This window comes from Pseudomonas sp. REST10, assembly GCF_029542605.1.
Classification (GTDB): Bacteria; Pseudomonadota; Gammaproteobacteria; order Pseudomonadales; family Pseudomonadaceae; genus Aquipseudomonas; species Aquipseudomonas khazarica.
In genome coordinates this window covers 2,278,260-2,292,847 of record NZ_CP035677.1, presented here as the reverse complement: position 1 = coordinate 2,292,847, position 14,588 = coordinate 2,278,260, and the positions used below count along the sequence as shown (strand labels likewise).

Below are 14,588 nucleotides of genomic sequence, written 5' to 3'. Positions count from 1 at the left end.
CGTAGCCCGGATGCAATCCGGGGATTGGCTCTCGGGTCGTCCCGGATTGCATCCGGGCTACGGCTGCACGCGGGCCCATGGCGGAGCGGACCTGCTCTGCCACCCGGGCGTGCCCTGGAGAGCGACGCCTATTTGCCGATCTGCCCTCGTCCGCATGCGCCAGGGCCATGGCTGCGCCCGGCCGGGCCAACTAGAGTCAGGCCTCGCGTCCCACGACTGACACCCCAAGTGCGAGCCCCATGAGCCAAACCGATCTGATTTCGCCCATTCGCTTCCTGGCCCACCTGCCGCAGCACCTGCCACGCGTGCCGCGCATGCTGCGCGGCCTCTACTACGCAGGCATCCGCAACCGCGAGAAGCCGCTGTCGCTGGCCTGGGCGCTGCAACGCGCCGCCCGGCATCACCCCGAACGCCCGGCGCTGATGGACGAGCAACGCCAGATCAACTACCGCGATTTCAATGCCTGGGCCAACCGCCTGGCCTGGGCATTCAAGCGCGAAGGTGTCAGGCATGGCGACGTGATCGCGGTGATGCTGGAAAACCGCCTGGAGCTGCTGGCGATCCTCGCCGCCCTGAGCAAGCTCGGCGCTGTCGGCGCACTGATCAACACCACCCAACGCGGCAAGGTCCTGGCGCACAGTTTCAATCTGGTCGAACCCCGCCTCCTGGTGATCGGCGACGAGCTGCTCGGAGCCTTCGAGGAAATCGCCGAGCACCTGCACGACCCGCATGCTCGCCGCTACTGGGTAGCCGATCAGGACTGCCTGGTCGATGCGGGACGGCCGCCGAGCGGCTGGGCCAATCTCATGCAGCTGAGCAGCGGCCAGGCGCAGGACAACCCACCGGACAGCCTGCGCGTCCGCATGAAGGATGCCTGCTTCCTGATCTACACCTCCGGCACCACCGGCCTGCCCAAGGCCTCGATCATGAGCCATGGCAAGTGGATCAAGGCATACGGCGGCTTCGGCCACTCCGGCCTGACCCTCAACACGCACGACGTGCTCTACCTCACCCTGCCCTGCTACCACAACAACGCAGTCACCGTATGCTGGAGCGCGGCACTGGCCGGCGGTGCCGCCATTGCCCTGCGGCGCCGTTTCTCTGCCAGCGCCTTCTGGAGCGACGTGGCGCGCTACCGGGCCACCTGCTTCGGCTACATCGGCGAGCTGTGCCGCTATCTGCTCAACCAGCCCGTGCACCCAGCGGAGCAGGACAACAGCCTGCGCTGCATGATCGGCAACGGCCTGCGTCCGTCGATCTGGGCCGAGTTCAAGCAACGCTTCGGCGTCCGGCAGATCACCGAGTTCTATGCCTCCAGCGAAGGCAACATCGGCTTCACCAACGTGTTCAACTTCGACAATACCGTCGGCTACACACCCGCCACCTACGCCATCGTGCGCTACGACCTGGAGAACGACTGCGTCCTGCGCGACGCGAAGGGCTTCCTGCACAAGGCCGACAAGGGTGAAGCGGGCCTGCTGATCAGCGAGATCAGCGCCAAGTGGCCCTTCGACGGCTATACCGACCCGGCCAAGAGCGAGTCGGTGATCCTGCGCAATGTGTTCAAGAAAGGCGACGCCTGGTTCAACACCGGCGACCTGATGCGCGATATCGGCTGCAAACACGCGCAGTTCGTCGACCGCCTCGGCGACACCTTCCGCTGGAAAGGCGAGAACGTCTCCACCACCGAGGTGGAGAACGTGCTCGGCGCCTTCCCCGGCGTGGAAGACGCGGTGGTCTACGGCGTGGAGATTCCCGCCACCAACGGCCGCTGCGGCATGGCTGCACTGCGCCTGACGCCCGGTAGCGATATCGATGGCGCAGCGCTGGCGACCTACCTCGACGCGGAGCTGCCGGCCTACGCCGCGCCCCTGTTCATCCGCCTGCTCGGCGAAGTGGAGACCACCGGCACCTTCAAGTACAAGAAAACCGATCTCAAGCAGGCCGCTTACGACCCGGCCCGGAGCGACGACCCACTCTACGTGCGCCTGCCCGACACTGCGTATTTCCAGCGCCTGGACAGCACGCTGCACGCGGCCATTGTGCGCCAGGACTATCGTTTCTGAAAGCGCAACGCCCAGATCAGCTCGTCCCTGGGCGCGAGGGCTCAGGTGAGTGACTGCCAGCTCTGCAAGTGTTCCCGATCCAATCGCAGCCAATGCACGGCATCGCTCAATTGTTCGGCTGGCAACCAGATATCGCCACTGCGAATCAGCATCTGTCGGGGTAGCGCCAGTAGCGCCTGCATCGTGATCAGTTCTGCAACCTGAGCGGCGCTAGCAACATGCAGTCCTGTCTCATCGAACGCCTGCAGACATGGCGACTGTTCCAGCGGCTGATCGGAATGACGCAACGTGTGTTCATGGGTGTCCAACACCAGCAGATACCAAGCCACACCATCCTCGCCAGCAACACGACGGGTTAGCGCCAGGTAGCGACCATCCGTCGACCAGATCAGCGACGGTGCCAGGTCAGCTAGGGCACAACCGGAAGCGGTCAACACACAAGCGCCCCCTGGAGCCTGTGCATCGACTTCCACCTCGGCGCCGTCCAGCCCGAACAGCCAAGCGGCGTCCCGCCCATCTGGCGCAGGGAGCACGTAATCCCCCAGGGCACTGGCGGGCACCGGTCCCGACTGCACACGCCAGTTGGGTATCGGACGCAACGACCAAGGATCTACCGCCACCCGTACGGACCGATACTGCAAGCGCCCCTGGGCGACAAAGGCATCAGCCTGATCCGCCGCAGGTGCCTGCGCCTCCAGACGCGGCAGGCCGCCAGCGCCGACTGCGGCTTGCCGTCCGGTGATCTGCTGCAGAGTGATGACACCCTCCTGGAACGTATCCAACCCGGCGATCAAGAACGCTTGCTCGAGGAAGATCAGGCGTCGGGCCAGAACATCCGCCACGGCCAGTCGGTGCACGACGGCAGGCGCCTCGGCGAAAGCGGTCAATGCCAGGTATCGCCCGCAGTCGGACGTGAGCTGGTCGAGACACCAAAGCCCCGGTAACTGCCAGTCTCCGATCATGCAGTTGAAGGCATGGCGGCGGCCATCGCGGCTCTTGCGCAGCAGCTTCAGGCAGGGCTGTACGCCACCCTGCATTGCCGGTAACAACAACGAAACGCGCTCCGTCTGGTCTCCATCCAGCTCGATGCACAGCTTCAACGGGCAGGCAGCGGTCGATGGCCGGTCAGTGCTCGGCCGCAGCCAGGCATCGTAAACGAGACGCGCGCCCTCCAGTCGGCTGGGCGCACGCCACTCGATCTGCGGTTCATCGTCGAGCGACTGCCAAGGCACATCCAGAGGGCGCCAGGCGCTCGCTTGCCATAGCCATGTGGCGATTTCTTCAACCGGCTGGCTTTCGGCGCGCGCCCGACAGACCAGGGCCTCGCCGTCATCGCGCCACAGTACCGACGCCCCCTGCTCAAGCAACAACCCGCTGGGTTGATCATCCAACCACAGGCTATAGCCGGGCTCCACGCCGACCGGCTCGCCACGCAGCATGTGGCCACCTTGCGGCGACGTGAAGATCAGATGGCCGCTGGCATCGATTTCTCCCCGACAGTGCGCCTCCTGCACCGCAGGGTTGACGATGGAAGACGAAGCGCGCGGCACCAACGAATCGTCAACGACGTCTTGGGCAATCACGCGAGGGGACCACCGATCGGTGCTCGTCCGCAGTTCCTTGGCCACCCGAGCATCTACGGCCCAGGCGAAACCATCAGCTGACGTCGCCAGCCAGGCAGTGCTGTGCTGCGGGCAGTAGCTTGTCCGGGGAGCAACCGCCAATGCTGGCCGCGTGCCCTGAAAGCGCAGATCGAGGTTGTGCTGGACCCTGGGGTTTCCGAGATCCAGAAAATTCACCCACAGCAGCAGATGTACGCAGCCAAAGAGCAGGATGAATAACCCGACAAAGAACCCCAACCAGCCGGAAACCTCCCCCCAGAGCTGAAAGCCGAAAGCGATCAACAGCAGGAGCAGGGGCTCGGGCAGATGCCTGGCGATCCTCGGATATCCCGCGAGGGCGATGATTGCCATGGCAAAGAGCAGTGACACGATAAGCCATAGCACGCTCCACCAAGGCAGGAAAACACCCGCGAGAATGGGCGTGATGAACGCCAGCAAGGCGAGCACCACTCTGTCCTGAGAGGGGCAATCGAACTCATCGGCCATGACGGACATTCGGCACTCCTTGCCAGTGATTCAGAGGCCGGCGATGGTAACAGCATGCTGCCCGTACGGACTTGAGCCAGCCCGCAATCCATCCTGATCGTAGCGAGCGAGATAAGCGGCGATTACCAGCCGCCTACCGCTTGAACTCGAACTGCACCTCGGCGCCTTCGATCGAATCCCAGTAATCGTCCTCGCGCTCATTGCTGATCAGTCGGCCGCTGATCTGGAATGGGCTCTGCAGCTCGGGCTTTTCGCCGAACAATGGCGGCAGCAGCGGTGCAAGATCCTCGCGGGTTTCGCCTTCCAGGGCCTGCGCGAACAGTTCCTGCGGCACGCTCAGGTCCAGTGCCGGCGTCGATTCGGAGGTGGCTCGGGGCGCCTTGCCGACCTCGGCCTTGGGTTTCGCGGCAGGCTGCGGCTCGGCACGGGCGGGCGTGGCCTCGACCGCCTCGGCCGCTGGCTGCGCGTCGACAGGCGCTGTGCTGGCCACCTCGACTGCCGGCGCCTCGACGGCAGACTCTGCCACCAGCGGAACGGATTCCGGCCGTTGCGCGACGGGGTCTGCCGCACGCTCGCAGGCGCTCAGCAAACCCAGGCACAACAGCAACAGAATGGACTTACGCATCATGGGACAACGGCAACTCGGTGAATGAGACAACCATGCTCCTCCGACCGGGCATGGCTGGCAAGCCGACTTACATGACCTTTACCTGACATCAGTCTTGCGGCGGTTGCGTGGCCAGATGCGTCAGTTCGGCCTCGATATCCAGCTGCGGGTAGTCGGCCTGCAACTGTTCGTACAGCTGCTGGGCCCTGTCCTTCTCCCCCGCTCGACGCAGCTCGAGCAGGCGCAGCAAGGCCTCGCGCGGCTCGCTCTGAACGACCAGCTCGGCCAGCGGTTCGCTTGCAGCGGTGCTGGCCATGGGGGCATCGGCCAACGCCGCCGGGGCGACCGGGGCGGCCTGGCGTGCCATGGCCTCGCTCTTCATGCGCTCTCGCGGCTCGGCCATACGCGCCACCGACTCGTTCTCCGCCGCACGCTTGGCGGCCATCTGCGCCGGCGGCGCCGGGCTCATCACCACGCTCGGCGGCACGCTGTCGAAGGCCTCCGGCGTCTGCTCCAGCGTGCGCCAGGTCAGGCTGACGCCGATACCCAGGCAGGCCACACCGGCCAGCGCCACCGACCAGCGCTGCCGACCGCTGCCGAACAGCCACTGGTGCAGGCGCTGCCCCCATCCGGCCTCGGCCGCAGCCGCGCCCTTGGCGTCGCGCGCGGCCGCGCTGGCCGCCATCAGGATGCGTGCATCCAGCTCGGCCGTGGGCTCGCCACTGCCGTGGGCACGGAAGTGCGCCAGCAGCGCCTGTTCGTGCTCCAGAGGTTCTCGTTCATCTGTCATGCGGACAACTCCTCGGTGGCCAGCAGCCGGCGCAACTTCTGCAGGGCGTAGCGCAGACGGCTCTTGACCGTCTCGGCCGGCGTGCGGGTCAACTCGGCAATCTCGTTCAGTTCCAGGTCGCCATGGGCGCGCAGCAGGAACACTTCGCGCTGCTCCTCCGGCAAGTCGGCCAGCGCCGCCTGCAGCCGCTCGCTGTCACGCGTCAGCCCCCAGTGCTGCTCCGGCCCCGGCTGCGGGTCGACCTGGGCATGCTGGCCCTCATCGTAGGGCTCGTGCCCGGTCTGCTGCCGCCCGCTCTTGCGCCAGTGGTCGATCAGGCGATTACGCGCGATCTGATACAGCCAGGTCTTGAACAGCACGGCCTCGCGCTGCTCGCTCTGGCTGCGCACCAGGCTCATCCAGGTTTCCTGGAACACTTCCTCGGCCAGAGCATGATCGCCGCACAGTCCGAGCAGGAAGCGAAACAGGCCTAGCCGATGGCGCTGGTACAACGCGTTGAAAGCCGCGGCATCGCCGCGGCGGTAACGCCGCAACAAGGCGGCGTCGTCATCCGTGAGAGGTGCGTTCACTGCAGGGCTCGTGTCTGGGTCGAGCCGGAAGTTTGCAGGCTCTGGGCGATTTCGGCCAGCTGAATGAACTCGCCACGCAGACCAAAGCGATCCTCGCCCTTGGCCGAGCGGGCCAGCTCGATACTGCGCGCCAGGTCGAAGTCCCCGGTGTAGCGACCACCCTTGAGCTGCTGGGCGAACGCCGCCACCGCCGCAGCAAAGCGCAGGTCTTCGCTGGCAGTGGCGATCGGCTGCGCCTGCGCGCGCAGGATGGGACGCTCCAGCAAGCGGCTCGTCGACGTGCCAGGAGCCTTGTAGCGGATGCGCAACCAGGCCAGCTCACCCGCGCCGCTCTCCGGCTGCGTGCGCGGCTGGTAGCGCAACGGCTCCAACCAGCCCTTGGCGCCGGTCGGAACGATCTCGTACAGCGCGGTGACGCTGTTCCCGGCGCCGATCTCGCCCGCGTCGACCTTGTCGTTGCTGAAGTCCTCGCGCTTGAGCGCACGGTTCTCGTAACCCAGCAGGCGATACTCGCTGACCTGCGCCGGGTTGAACTCCAGCTGCAGCTTCACGTCGCCTGCCACCGTCACCAGGGTGGAACCCAGCTGGTCGACCAGCACCTTGCGTGCTTCACGCAGGTTGTCGATATAGGCGTAGTTGCCGTTGCCGGCATCCGCCAGTTGCTCCATCAGGTGCTCGTTGTAGTTGTCCACGCCAAAGCCCAGGGTCGTCAGGGATACCCCGGTCTTGCGCTTGTCCGCAGCCAGTTGCTTGAGGCTGTCGAAATCACTGATGCCGACGTTGAAGTCACCATCGGTGGCCAGCAGGATACGGTTGATGCCATCCTTCATCAGGTGTTTCTGCGCCTGCTGGTAGGCCAGTTGGATACCCGACTCCCCCGCCGTCGAGCCGCCGGCCGTCAGCTGCTCGATGGCGCCACGAATGGCCGCCTTGTCGCTGCCCGGCGTGGAGTCCAGCACCACCTGGCTGGCACCGGCATAGGTCACCAGCGACACGCGGTCTTGCGGGCGCAACTGGTCGACCAGCAACTTCAGGGTGCCCTGCACCATCGGCAGGCCCTCCCGGCGGTGCATCGAGCCGGAGACATCGACGAGGAACACCAGGTTGGCCGGCGGCATCTCCTCGACGCGGCGATCAGACGCCTTGATGGCAATACGCAGCAGGCGGGTCTCCGGGTTCCAGGGTGTCACCGCCAGCTCGGTGCTGATGCCGAACGACGCATCGCCCTGGGGCAACGGGTAGGCATAGGGGAAATAGTTGACCAGTTCCTCCAGGCGCACCGCATCCTGCGGCGGCAACTGCCCGCCGTTGAGGAAGCGTCGCACGTTGGCATAGCTGCCGGTGTCGACATCGATGCTGAAGGTGGACACCGGCGTCTCGCTGACGGCGAAGACCGGGTTGTCGGCGTAGGCCTGGTACTGCTCGCGCGACTCGTCGCGATAGCCTGGCGGCAGGACATCGGCAAGAGGTGCAGGCGCATGGGCGAGCTGCGCCATGCGCTTCTGGCTCGGCTCGGCGAGCATCTCCAGCGCGGCTGCCGGCTTGGCCGCGCGCTCACGCAGGACCGGTGCGGCTTCGGCTTTGCTGGCCTGCGCCTCGGGCTCCGGCCCGGAAGCACTGCACGCTGCCAATGCCAGCAAGGCACCAGCCGAGAACCCGACGGCAAGCGGGCGAACGAACGACGAACGATGGGGGGACATGTGGCACCTCCTGGGCAATGGCACGAGACCTTCGCTCAGGTAGACGCAGCCCCCTCCCGGGACGGGTTAACGCCCGCCGATATTTTCACAGTTCCCAGGCGCTGCCGGCTTCCTGGCACAACTGCGTGGCCAGCATGCCCAGCGTCATCAACGCCCGCTCCGCCTCGCGATTCCACGGGATGCCGCAGTTGAGGCGCACGCAATGGTTGAACTGCTCGGTGTTGCTGAAGATCAGCCCCGGCGCGATCGAGATGCCCTGCTGCAGCGCCCGCACATGCAAGTCCTTGGTGTTGACCCGCGCCGGCAGGCTGACCCAGAGAATGAAGCCGCCCTTGGGCCGGGTCATCTGCGTCCCTGCCGGGAAATACTGCTGCACCGCCAGCTGGAAGGCGCTGAGGTTCTTGCGATACTCCTGGCGGATATGCCGCAGGTGGCGGTCATATCCCCCGTTCTCCAGATAAGCCGCCACCGCCATCTGCGTGACGCTGCAGGCCGAGTGCGTGGTAAAGGTCTGCAGGCGCTGAATCTCGTCCTGATACTTGCCGGCGACGATCCAGCCGATGCGTACCCCGGGCGACAGCGTCTTGGAGAAGCTCGAGCAGTAGATCACCCGGCTCTCGCGGTCGTGCGACTTGAGCGCCTTGGTCGGCCCCTGCTCGAACATCAGCTCGCCGTAGATGTCGTCCTCGACGATCTGGAAATCGTAGTCCCCGGCCAGGCGCAACAGCTGGCGCTGGCGTTCCTCGGGGATGGTGCCCCCCAGCGGATTGGACAGCCGTGCGGTCAGCACCAGCGCCTTGATCGGCCACTGGTTGGCCGCCAGCTGCAAGGCCTCGAGGCTGATGCCGGTCGTCGGGTCACAGGGAATCTCGATGACCTTGAGCCCGAGCAGGTCGGCCAGCTGCAGCAAGCCATAGTAGGTCGGCGACTCGACGGCGATCAGGTCGCCCGGCTTGGTCAGCACGCGCAGGCTCATCTGCAGGGCGTCGACGCAACCATGGGTGATCACCACCTCCGACGGATCGACCACCACACCCGCATCGCGCATGCGGATCGCCACCTGGCGGCGCAGCGGCTCGAAGCCGGGGCTGAACATGTAGCTGAACGCGCGTGGACTGTGAAAGCGGGTGACCTTGGCCAGTTGCTGGTGCAGCGCCCGAACCGGCAGGTAATCGACGTGCGGCACCGCTGCGCCGAGCGGGAACACCCCCTCGCGCCGCGACTCGGTCAGCACCTGGTTGATGATGCTGGCACGGGTGACCAGCCCAGGCCGCTCCACCTTGGCGATATCCGGCGTCGGCGCCGTCAGCGCGGGCGTCTGGTGCACGTAGAAGCCTGACTGGGGGCGCGCCCGGATCAACCCCTGGTCCTCGAGGTTGGCATAGGCCTGCAGCACAGTGGCGTGGCTGACATTGAGCTGTGCGCTCATCTTGCGCACGGAAGGCACCCGCTCCCCCGGCTGATAGACGCCACGACGGATGTCCTCGGCCAACTGCTGGGCGATGCGCTGATAGAGCAACAGATTGGTCATGGATCATCCTCCGGGTCACTGAACCGTAACAGTAACCGATTGCTACACAATTGTACCGGCACAGATTAGAACAGTTTCCTTCATACAGCACCCACTGGGTATCTGTGTCTCGCCAGCAGCGCCAGAGCTCCGGATGACAGGCAACAAAAAACCCCGGCCAGTGCCGGGGTTCTGGGTAACGCCTGGGTCAGCGCTCGGCGCCGAGCCTGCCGCGCTCGTCGGAGAAGACGATCTCCACCCGGCGATTCTGCGCCCGCCCGCGAGCCGAGGCATTCTCGGCCACAGGGAAGTCGACACCATAGCCCGCGACCTGGATGCGCTTGGCGTCGATACCGAGGTCGACGAGCAGATCGGCCACCGCCTGCGCACGTGCGCGGGACAGCGCCAGGTTCTCCGCCGCATCGCCGGTGTTGTCGGTATAGCCTTCGATGCGTACACGCCGCTGCGGGTTGATCTGCAGGAACTGCACGAGCTTGAGCACCGTGCGGTTGGCCGCAGGCTGCAGATCCGCACGGCCGGCATCGAACAGCATGTCGCCGAGCGTCATCACCAGACCACGCTCGGTCTCGCTGGTGGCCAGACTGACCATCTGCTCCTCCAGCCAGCCATTGTGCTGCTGCACACTCAGCAGCTTGGCTTCACGCAGGGTCAGCTGCAGGCGCTGACGCTCCAGCTCGAGCTTGGCCGCGCGCTCCTGATTGAGGTTGATGTCGCTGTGCTGCCGGGCGATCTCGGCATAGCGCTGGCTGAGGTAGGCGTAGTGACGCACGTCCGCGGCGCTGCCCCAGTAACTCGACAGACGCTCGGCACGTGCCAGCGACTCACCGGCGCGGATCACGTCCTTGGGTGCTGCCCGCAGGACACCGGGGTCTTCCTTGACGGACTGGAAGCTCAGGCGCGCCTGCTCCAGCGTCTCTTCGTTCGCCGTCTGGTTCAACGCACAGCCACTCAGCAGCGCAGCCCCCAGCAACAGACCACCCAGATTGCCGAAAGCCCTCATCACATGGCCCCCAGCTGCTGGCGCAGTCGATTGATACGCTGATTGATTTCCAGCAACTGCTCATGCCCCTTGGCATTGATATGTTCGGCTTCGGCCAGGCGTGCATCCAGCTCGGCCTGCTCGGCCAGCAGACGCGCGGCCTTGTTCTCGCCGTCCTGCAGCGCGGCCTGGGCCTGGGCGAACTTTTCTTCGGCCAGGCGCAAGGAGGCCGATTGCTCACCGTCCACGCCCAATGTCCGGGCCTGGGTCAACGCCTGTTCGGTCAGGCGCAGTTGCTCGGTGGGAGCAGGATCGCTGGCGCAGGCGGTCAGGCCCAGCACCATGAGCAAGGGAAAGGTTCGTTTGATCACGCAAGTTTCCTACTGAGTAACGTCGCCAACCGGGTCGGGCTGCATCTGCTGCGCCTTCCACAACTCCATGTTGTGTTGCAGGAACTGCTCGGGCAGCCCGGCGGCGACCAATTCTGTCATCTTCCGCGCCAGCTGTCCGCGCAACCACGGCTCGTTGCAGGCCGAGTTGTGCGACAGGGTGAGGTACAGGCCCTCACTGGAGATCGGTGGGTCCAGCACCTCGAGGTCATCGTCCACGCCCAGGGTCTCGGCCAGCGCCAGCCCGGGATAACGCTCGTAGAGCACATAATCGGTGCGCCCGAGCAGCAGCTTCTGAAACGCCTGGGTCAGGCTGGAAACACCTTCCAGGGTCAGGTTTTCCTTGGCGAAGCTATCGAACTGCTGGCCGAAGCTGTTGCCCACCAGGGTATCGCCGGTATGCCCCTCCAGGTCGATCCAGCTGCCATAGGCGAACCCTTCGTCCTTGCGCACCCAGACCACGCTGGGCGTGAAGAAGAACGCCGGATGCACGTAATCCATGTTCTCCAGACGCGGCAGCGTGATGAATGCGCCGGCGAGCAGGTCGACACGCCCGGTGCGCACCTCGTCCTGCGCCCGCGACCAGGGGCCGGTGTAGATCACGTCGACCACCACGCCCAGCTCCTTGGCCAGGTGCTTGAGCAGGTCGGCATTGGCCCCGATCAACTGCTGCGGGTTCTGCGGGTCGCGCCACAGGTAAGGGGGGTATTCCGGGTTACCGGTCGCCACCAGGCGCTCGCACTTGCCCGCAGCCAGGCCGGTAAGCGGCATCAGGACCAAGGCGCACCACAGCAACAGCGACTTAAACGGACAACGCTTAGGCATCGGCTACTCTCGGTTCATGCGTTGATCGGCAGGATGACGAAGCATCCCGGAAACCTTCAGTGTTCATGCTAGCTTAATGGCGCCGCCATAATAATTCGCGATAAGGACGCGCCATGAAAAAACTGCTGCTCTTGCTACTGGTGCTGCTGTCAGCCAGCGCTGCCATCCTCTACGCCTTCCCCTCGACCCAGTTGGCGGGGTTGCGCCTGATCGAGCAGTATCGCGCCGGGCTCAGCCATGAACGACTGCGTGTCGGCGATCTTAACATCCATTACTACCGGGGAGGACCGGACACGGCCGAAACCCTGGTTTTGATCCATGGCTTCGCCGCAGACAAGGACAACTGGCTGCGCTTCTCCCGCGACCTGACCCACGACTATCAGGTGATCGCGCTGGACCTGCCAGGCTTCGGCGACAGCGATCATCCCGCCGGCAGCTACGACGTCGGCACCCAGGCCGAGCGCCTGGCCGGCATTCTCGACGCGCTGGGAATCGAGCGCGCCCATGTCCTGGGCAACTCCATGGGCGGGCACATTGCCGCTCTCTACGCCGCACGCTATCCGCAGCGTGTCAGCTCGCTGGCGCTGTTCGACAACGCCGGGGTCGAAGCGCCCCACAAGAGCGAACTGTTTCAGTTGCTGGAGCGCGGCGCCGACAACCCGCTGGTGGTGCGCAGCCAGGAGGACTTCCAGCGCCTGCTGCAATTCGTCTTCGTCGAGCCCCCTTACCTGCCGGAGTCGCTCAAGCAGTACATGGCCGAACAGAGCATGGCCAACGCGGGCCACTACGACCAGGTGTTCCAGCAACTGGTCGAACGCTACATTCCCCTCGAGCCGGAACTGCCCAAGATCGAGGCCCCGACCCTGCTCCTCTGGGGCAAGCAGGATCGCGTGCTGGACGTGTCGAGCATCGACGTCATGCAACCCCTGCTGCGCAGGTCCAGCGTGGCGATCATGGACAACGTCGGCCACGCCCCGATGCTCGAACGCCCCGAGGAAAGCGCCCTGCTCTACCGGCGCTTCCTCGACAGCCTGCAGCAGCCTTGAATCCAGGCAATAAAAAACCCGCTCATCAGAGCGGGTTTTTCGTAGCGGGAAAGCAGGTCAGACCAGCTTTTCCAGCTCCGGTACGGCTTCGAACAGGTCAGCGACCAGGCCGTAGTCAGCCACCTGGAAGATCGGCGCTTCTTCGTCCTTGTTGATCGCCACGATCACCTTGGAGTCCTTCATGCCGGCCAGGTGCTGGATCGCGCCGGAGATACCGACGGCGATGTACAGCTGCGGCGCGACGATCTTGCCGGTCTGACCGACCTGCATGTCGTTCGGTACGAAGCCGGCGTCGACAGCGGCGCGCGAAGCACCGACGGCAGCGCCCAGCTTGTCGGCCAGGGCGTACAGGTGCTTGAAGTTGTCGCCATTGCCCATGCCGCGGCCGCCGGATACGACGATCTTGGCAGCGGTCAGTTCCGGACGGTCGGACTTGGCCAGCTCTTCGCCGACGAAGGCGGACTTGCCGGCATCGGCCGGGCCGGATACCGCTTCAACGGCAGCGGAACCACCTTCGGCGGCAACGGCGTCGAAACCGGTGGAGCGCACGGTGATCACCTTGATGGCAGCCGAGGACTGCACAGTAGCGATGGCGTTGCCGGCGTAGATCGGACGCTTGAAGGTGTCGGCGCTCTCGACCGCGATGATCTCGGAGATCTGGTCGACATCCAGCGCAGCGGCGACGCGCGGCAGGATGTTCTTGCCGTTGCTGGTAGCGGCAGCCAGGATGTGGCTGTAGCCCTTGCCCAGCTCGGCAACCAGCGGCGCGACGTTTTCCGGCAACTGGTTGGCATAGGCGGCGTTGTCGGCCAGCAGAACCTTGGACACGCCAGCGACTTTGGCAGCGGCTTCGGCAGCGGCGCCAGCATTGGCACCGGCTACCAGCACGTGAATGTCGCCACCGATCTTCTGCGCTGCAGCGACGGTGTTCAGGGTAGCGGCAGCCAGGGCGGCATTGGTGTGTTCAGCGATAACCAGGATAGTCATTTAGATTACCTTCGCCTCGTTCTTCAGTTTCTCGACCAGTTCAGCAACGGACTTGACCTTGATGCCAGCGCTGCGAGCAGCCGGTGCTTCGACTTTCAGGGTCTTGACGGTGGAGGCAGTGGAAACGCCCAGCGCGTCCGGAGTCAGGGTCTCCAGCGGCTTCTTCTTGGCCTTCATGATGTTCGGCAGCGACGCATAACGCGGCTCGTTCAGACGCAGGTCGGTGGTGACGATCGCCGGCAGGTTCAGCGCAACGGTCTGCAGACCGCCATCGATCTCACGGGTCACGTTGACCTTGTCGCCAGCCACTTCGACCTTGGAGGCGAAGGTGCCCTGGCCGAAGCCAGTCAGCGCACCGAGCATCTGGCCGGTCTGGTTGTTGTCGCTGTCGATGGCCTGCTTGCCCATGATCACCAGCTGCGGCTGCTCCTTGTCGACCACGGCCTTGAGCAGCTTGGCCACGGCCAGGGAGTTCAGCTCGTCATTGGACTCGACCAGGACGGCACGATCGGCGCCGAGAGCCAGCGCGGTACGCAGTTGCTCCTGGGCAGTGGCCGGGCCGATGGTGACGACGACGATTTCGCTCGCCACGCCCTTCTCCTTCAGGCGGACGGCTTCTTCCACGGCGATCTCGCAGAAGGGGTTCATGGACATCTTGACGTTGGCGAGGTCGACGCCGCTGTTGTCCGCCTTGACGCGAACCTTGACGTTGTAGTCAACCACTCGTTTGACAGCTACAAGAACCTTCATGGATTCCTCGTTACTCTCCGGTGAATAAGAATCTCGCCAAGGCGAGCCTGGTCAGCGATACAAATTGGCAGGAGCCAACCTTTTAGCCCAGACGGCGAGCGCAAAACCGCCCGTATCTTGACCCCGCGGCCTGGCTCGGTCAATACAGCGAACCGGCCGGTCATCCGCGATGTAGTAGGATTCTAACAGGCCTACAGAAAATTCAAACAAACGTTTGTATTGGCCCACTGGAAGGGTGTAG

The 14,588-nt window shown here is 64.8% G+C and carries 13 protein-coding genes; 2 read left to right on the top strand and 11 right to left on the bottom strand.

From position 1 onward, the window contains the following. Positions 1 to 239 precede the first annotated feature (239 nt). Entirely contained in the window at positions 240 to 2,066 is a 1,827-nt protein-coding gene (locus tag EWH21_RS10770) for a long-chain-acyl-CoA synthetase (protein WP_277700484.1), read from the top strand. Positions 2,067 to 2,107: 41 nt separating this feature from the next. Here the strand turns inward: EWH21_RS10770 and EWH21_RS10765 are convergent, their stop codons facing one another. From EWH21_RS10765 to EWH21_RS10725, 9 genes are all read right to left on the bottom strand, one after another. After that, complete coding sequence (locus EWH21_RS10765; RefSeq protein ID WP_277700483.1) at positions 2,108 to 4,183, bottom strand: hypothetical protein; 2,076 nt, start codon at positions 4,181 to 4,183, stop codon at positions 2,108 to 2,110. A gap of 124 nt (positions 4,184 to 4,307) precedes the next feature. After that, positions 4,308 to 4,799: a hypothetical protein gene (locus tag EWH21_RS10760; protein ID WP_277700482.1), complete on the bottom strand. Its 492-nt coding sequence runs from the start codon at positions 4,797 to 4,799 to the stop codon at positions 4,308 to 4,310. A 91-nt stretch (positions 4,800 to 4,890) separates the two neighbouring features. Next, the gene (locus EWH21_RS10755) at positions 4,891 to 5,571 is read right to left on the bottom strand and encodes a hypothetical protein (RefSeq protein WP_277700481.1); all 681 of its coding nucleotides are present in this window, start codon (positions 5,569 to 5,571) and stop codon (positions 4,891 to 4,893) included. After that, positions 5,568 to 6,140 (bottom strand): RNA polymerase sigma factor, encoded by a 573-nt coding sequence (locus tag EWH21_RS10750; protein WP_047587763.1) that lies wholly within the window; start codon positions 6,138 to 6,140, stop codon positions 5,568 to 5,570. The genes EWH21_RS10755 and EWH21_RS10750 overlap by 4 nt, the downstream gene beginning before the upstream one ends. Further along, a complete protein-coding gene (locus EWH21_RS10745) occupies positions 6,137 to 7,840 on the bottom strand; it encodes a VWA domain-containing protein (protein WP_277700480.1) in 1,704 nt (567 codons plus the stop codon). The genes EWH21_RS10750 and EWH21_RS10745 overlap by 4 nt, the downstream gene beginning before the upstream one ends. A gap of 85 nt (positions 7,841 to 7,925) precedes the next feature. Next, positions 7,926 to 9,371 (bottom strand): PLP-dependent aminotransferase family protein, encoded by a 1,446-nt coding sequence (locus EWH21_RS10740; protein WP_047587759.1) that lies wholly within the window; start codon positions 9,369 to 9,371, stop codon positions 7,926 to 7,928. Between the two features lie 187 nt (positions 9,372 to 9,558). Continuing rightward, positions 9,559 to 10,371: an OmpA family protein gene (locus EWH21_RS10735; RefSeq protein WP_277700479.1), complete on the bottom strand. Its 813-nt coding sequence runs from the start codon at positions 10,369 to 10,371 to the stop codon at positions 9,559 to 9,561. After that, on the bottom strand, positions 10,371 to 10,721 hold the full coding sequence (locus EWH21_RS10730) for a DUF4398 domain-containing protein (protein ID WP_179553994.1): 351 nt from the start codon (positions 10,719 to 10,721) through the stop codon (positions 10,371 to 10,373). The genes EWH21_RS10735 and EWH21_RS10730 overlap by 1 nt, the downstream gene beginning before the upstream one ends. 9 nt (positions 10,722 to 10,730) lie before the next feature. Then, entirely contained in the window at positions 10,731 to 11,564 is an 834-nt protein-coding gene (locus EWH21_RS10725) for a transporter substrate-binding domain-containing protein (protein ID WP_277700478.1), read from the bottom strand. 113 nt (positions 11,565 to 11,677) lie between these two features. On the opposite strand from EWH21_RS10725, the gene EWH21_RS10720 reads away from it, so the two are divergent. Next, the gene (locus EWH21_RS10720; RefSeq protein ID WP_277700477.1) at positions 11,678 to 12,610 is read left to right on the top strand and encodes an alpha/beta fold hydrolase; all 933 of its coding nucleotides are present in this window, start codon (positions 11,678 to 11,680) and stop codon (positions 12,608 to 12,610) included. 57 nt (positions 12,611 to 12,667) lie between these two features. Here the strand turns inward: EWH21_RS10720 and EWH21_RS10715 are convergent, their stop codons facing one another. Together EWH21_RS10715 and EWH21_RS10710 are read right to left on the bottom strand one after the other, a co-directional pair. Beyond that, entirely contained in the window at positions 12,668 to 13,597 is a 930-nt protein-coding gene (locus EWH21_RS10715; RefSeq protein WP_152488516.1) for an FAD-binding protein, read from the bottom strand. Further along, a complete protein-coding gene (locus tag EWH21_RS10710; RefSeq protein WP_037054384.1) occupies positions 13,598 to 14,347 on the bottom strand; it encodes an electron transfer flavoprotein subunit beta/FixA family protein in 750 nt (249 codons plus the stop codon). Between the last annotated feature and the right edge of the window lie 241 nt (positions 14,348 to 14,588).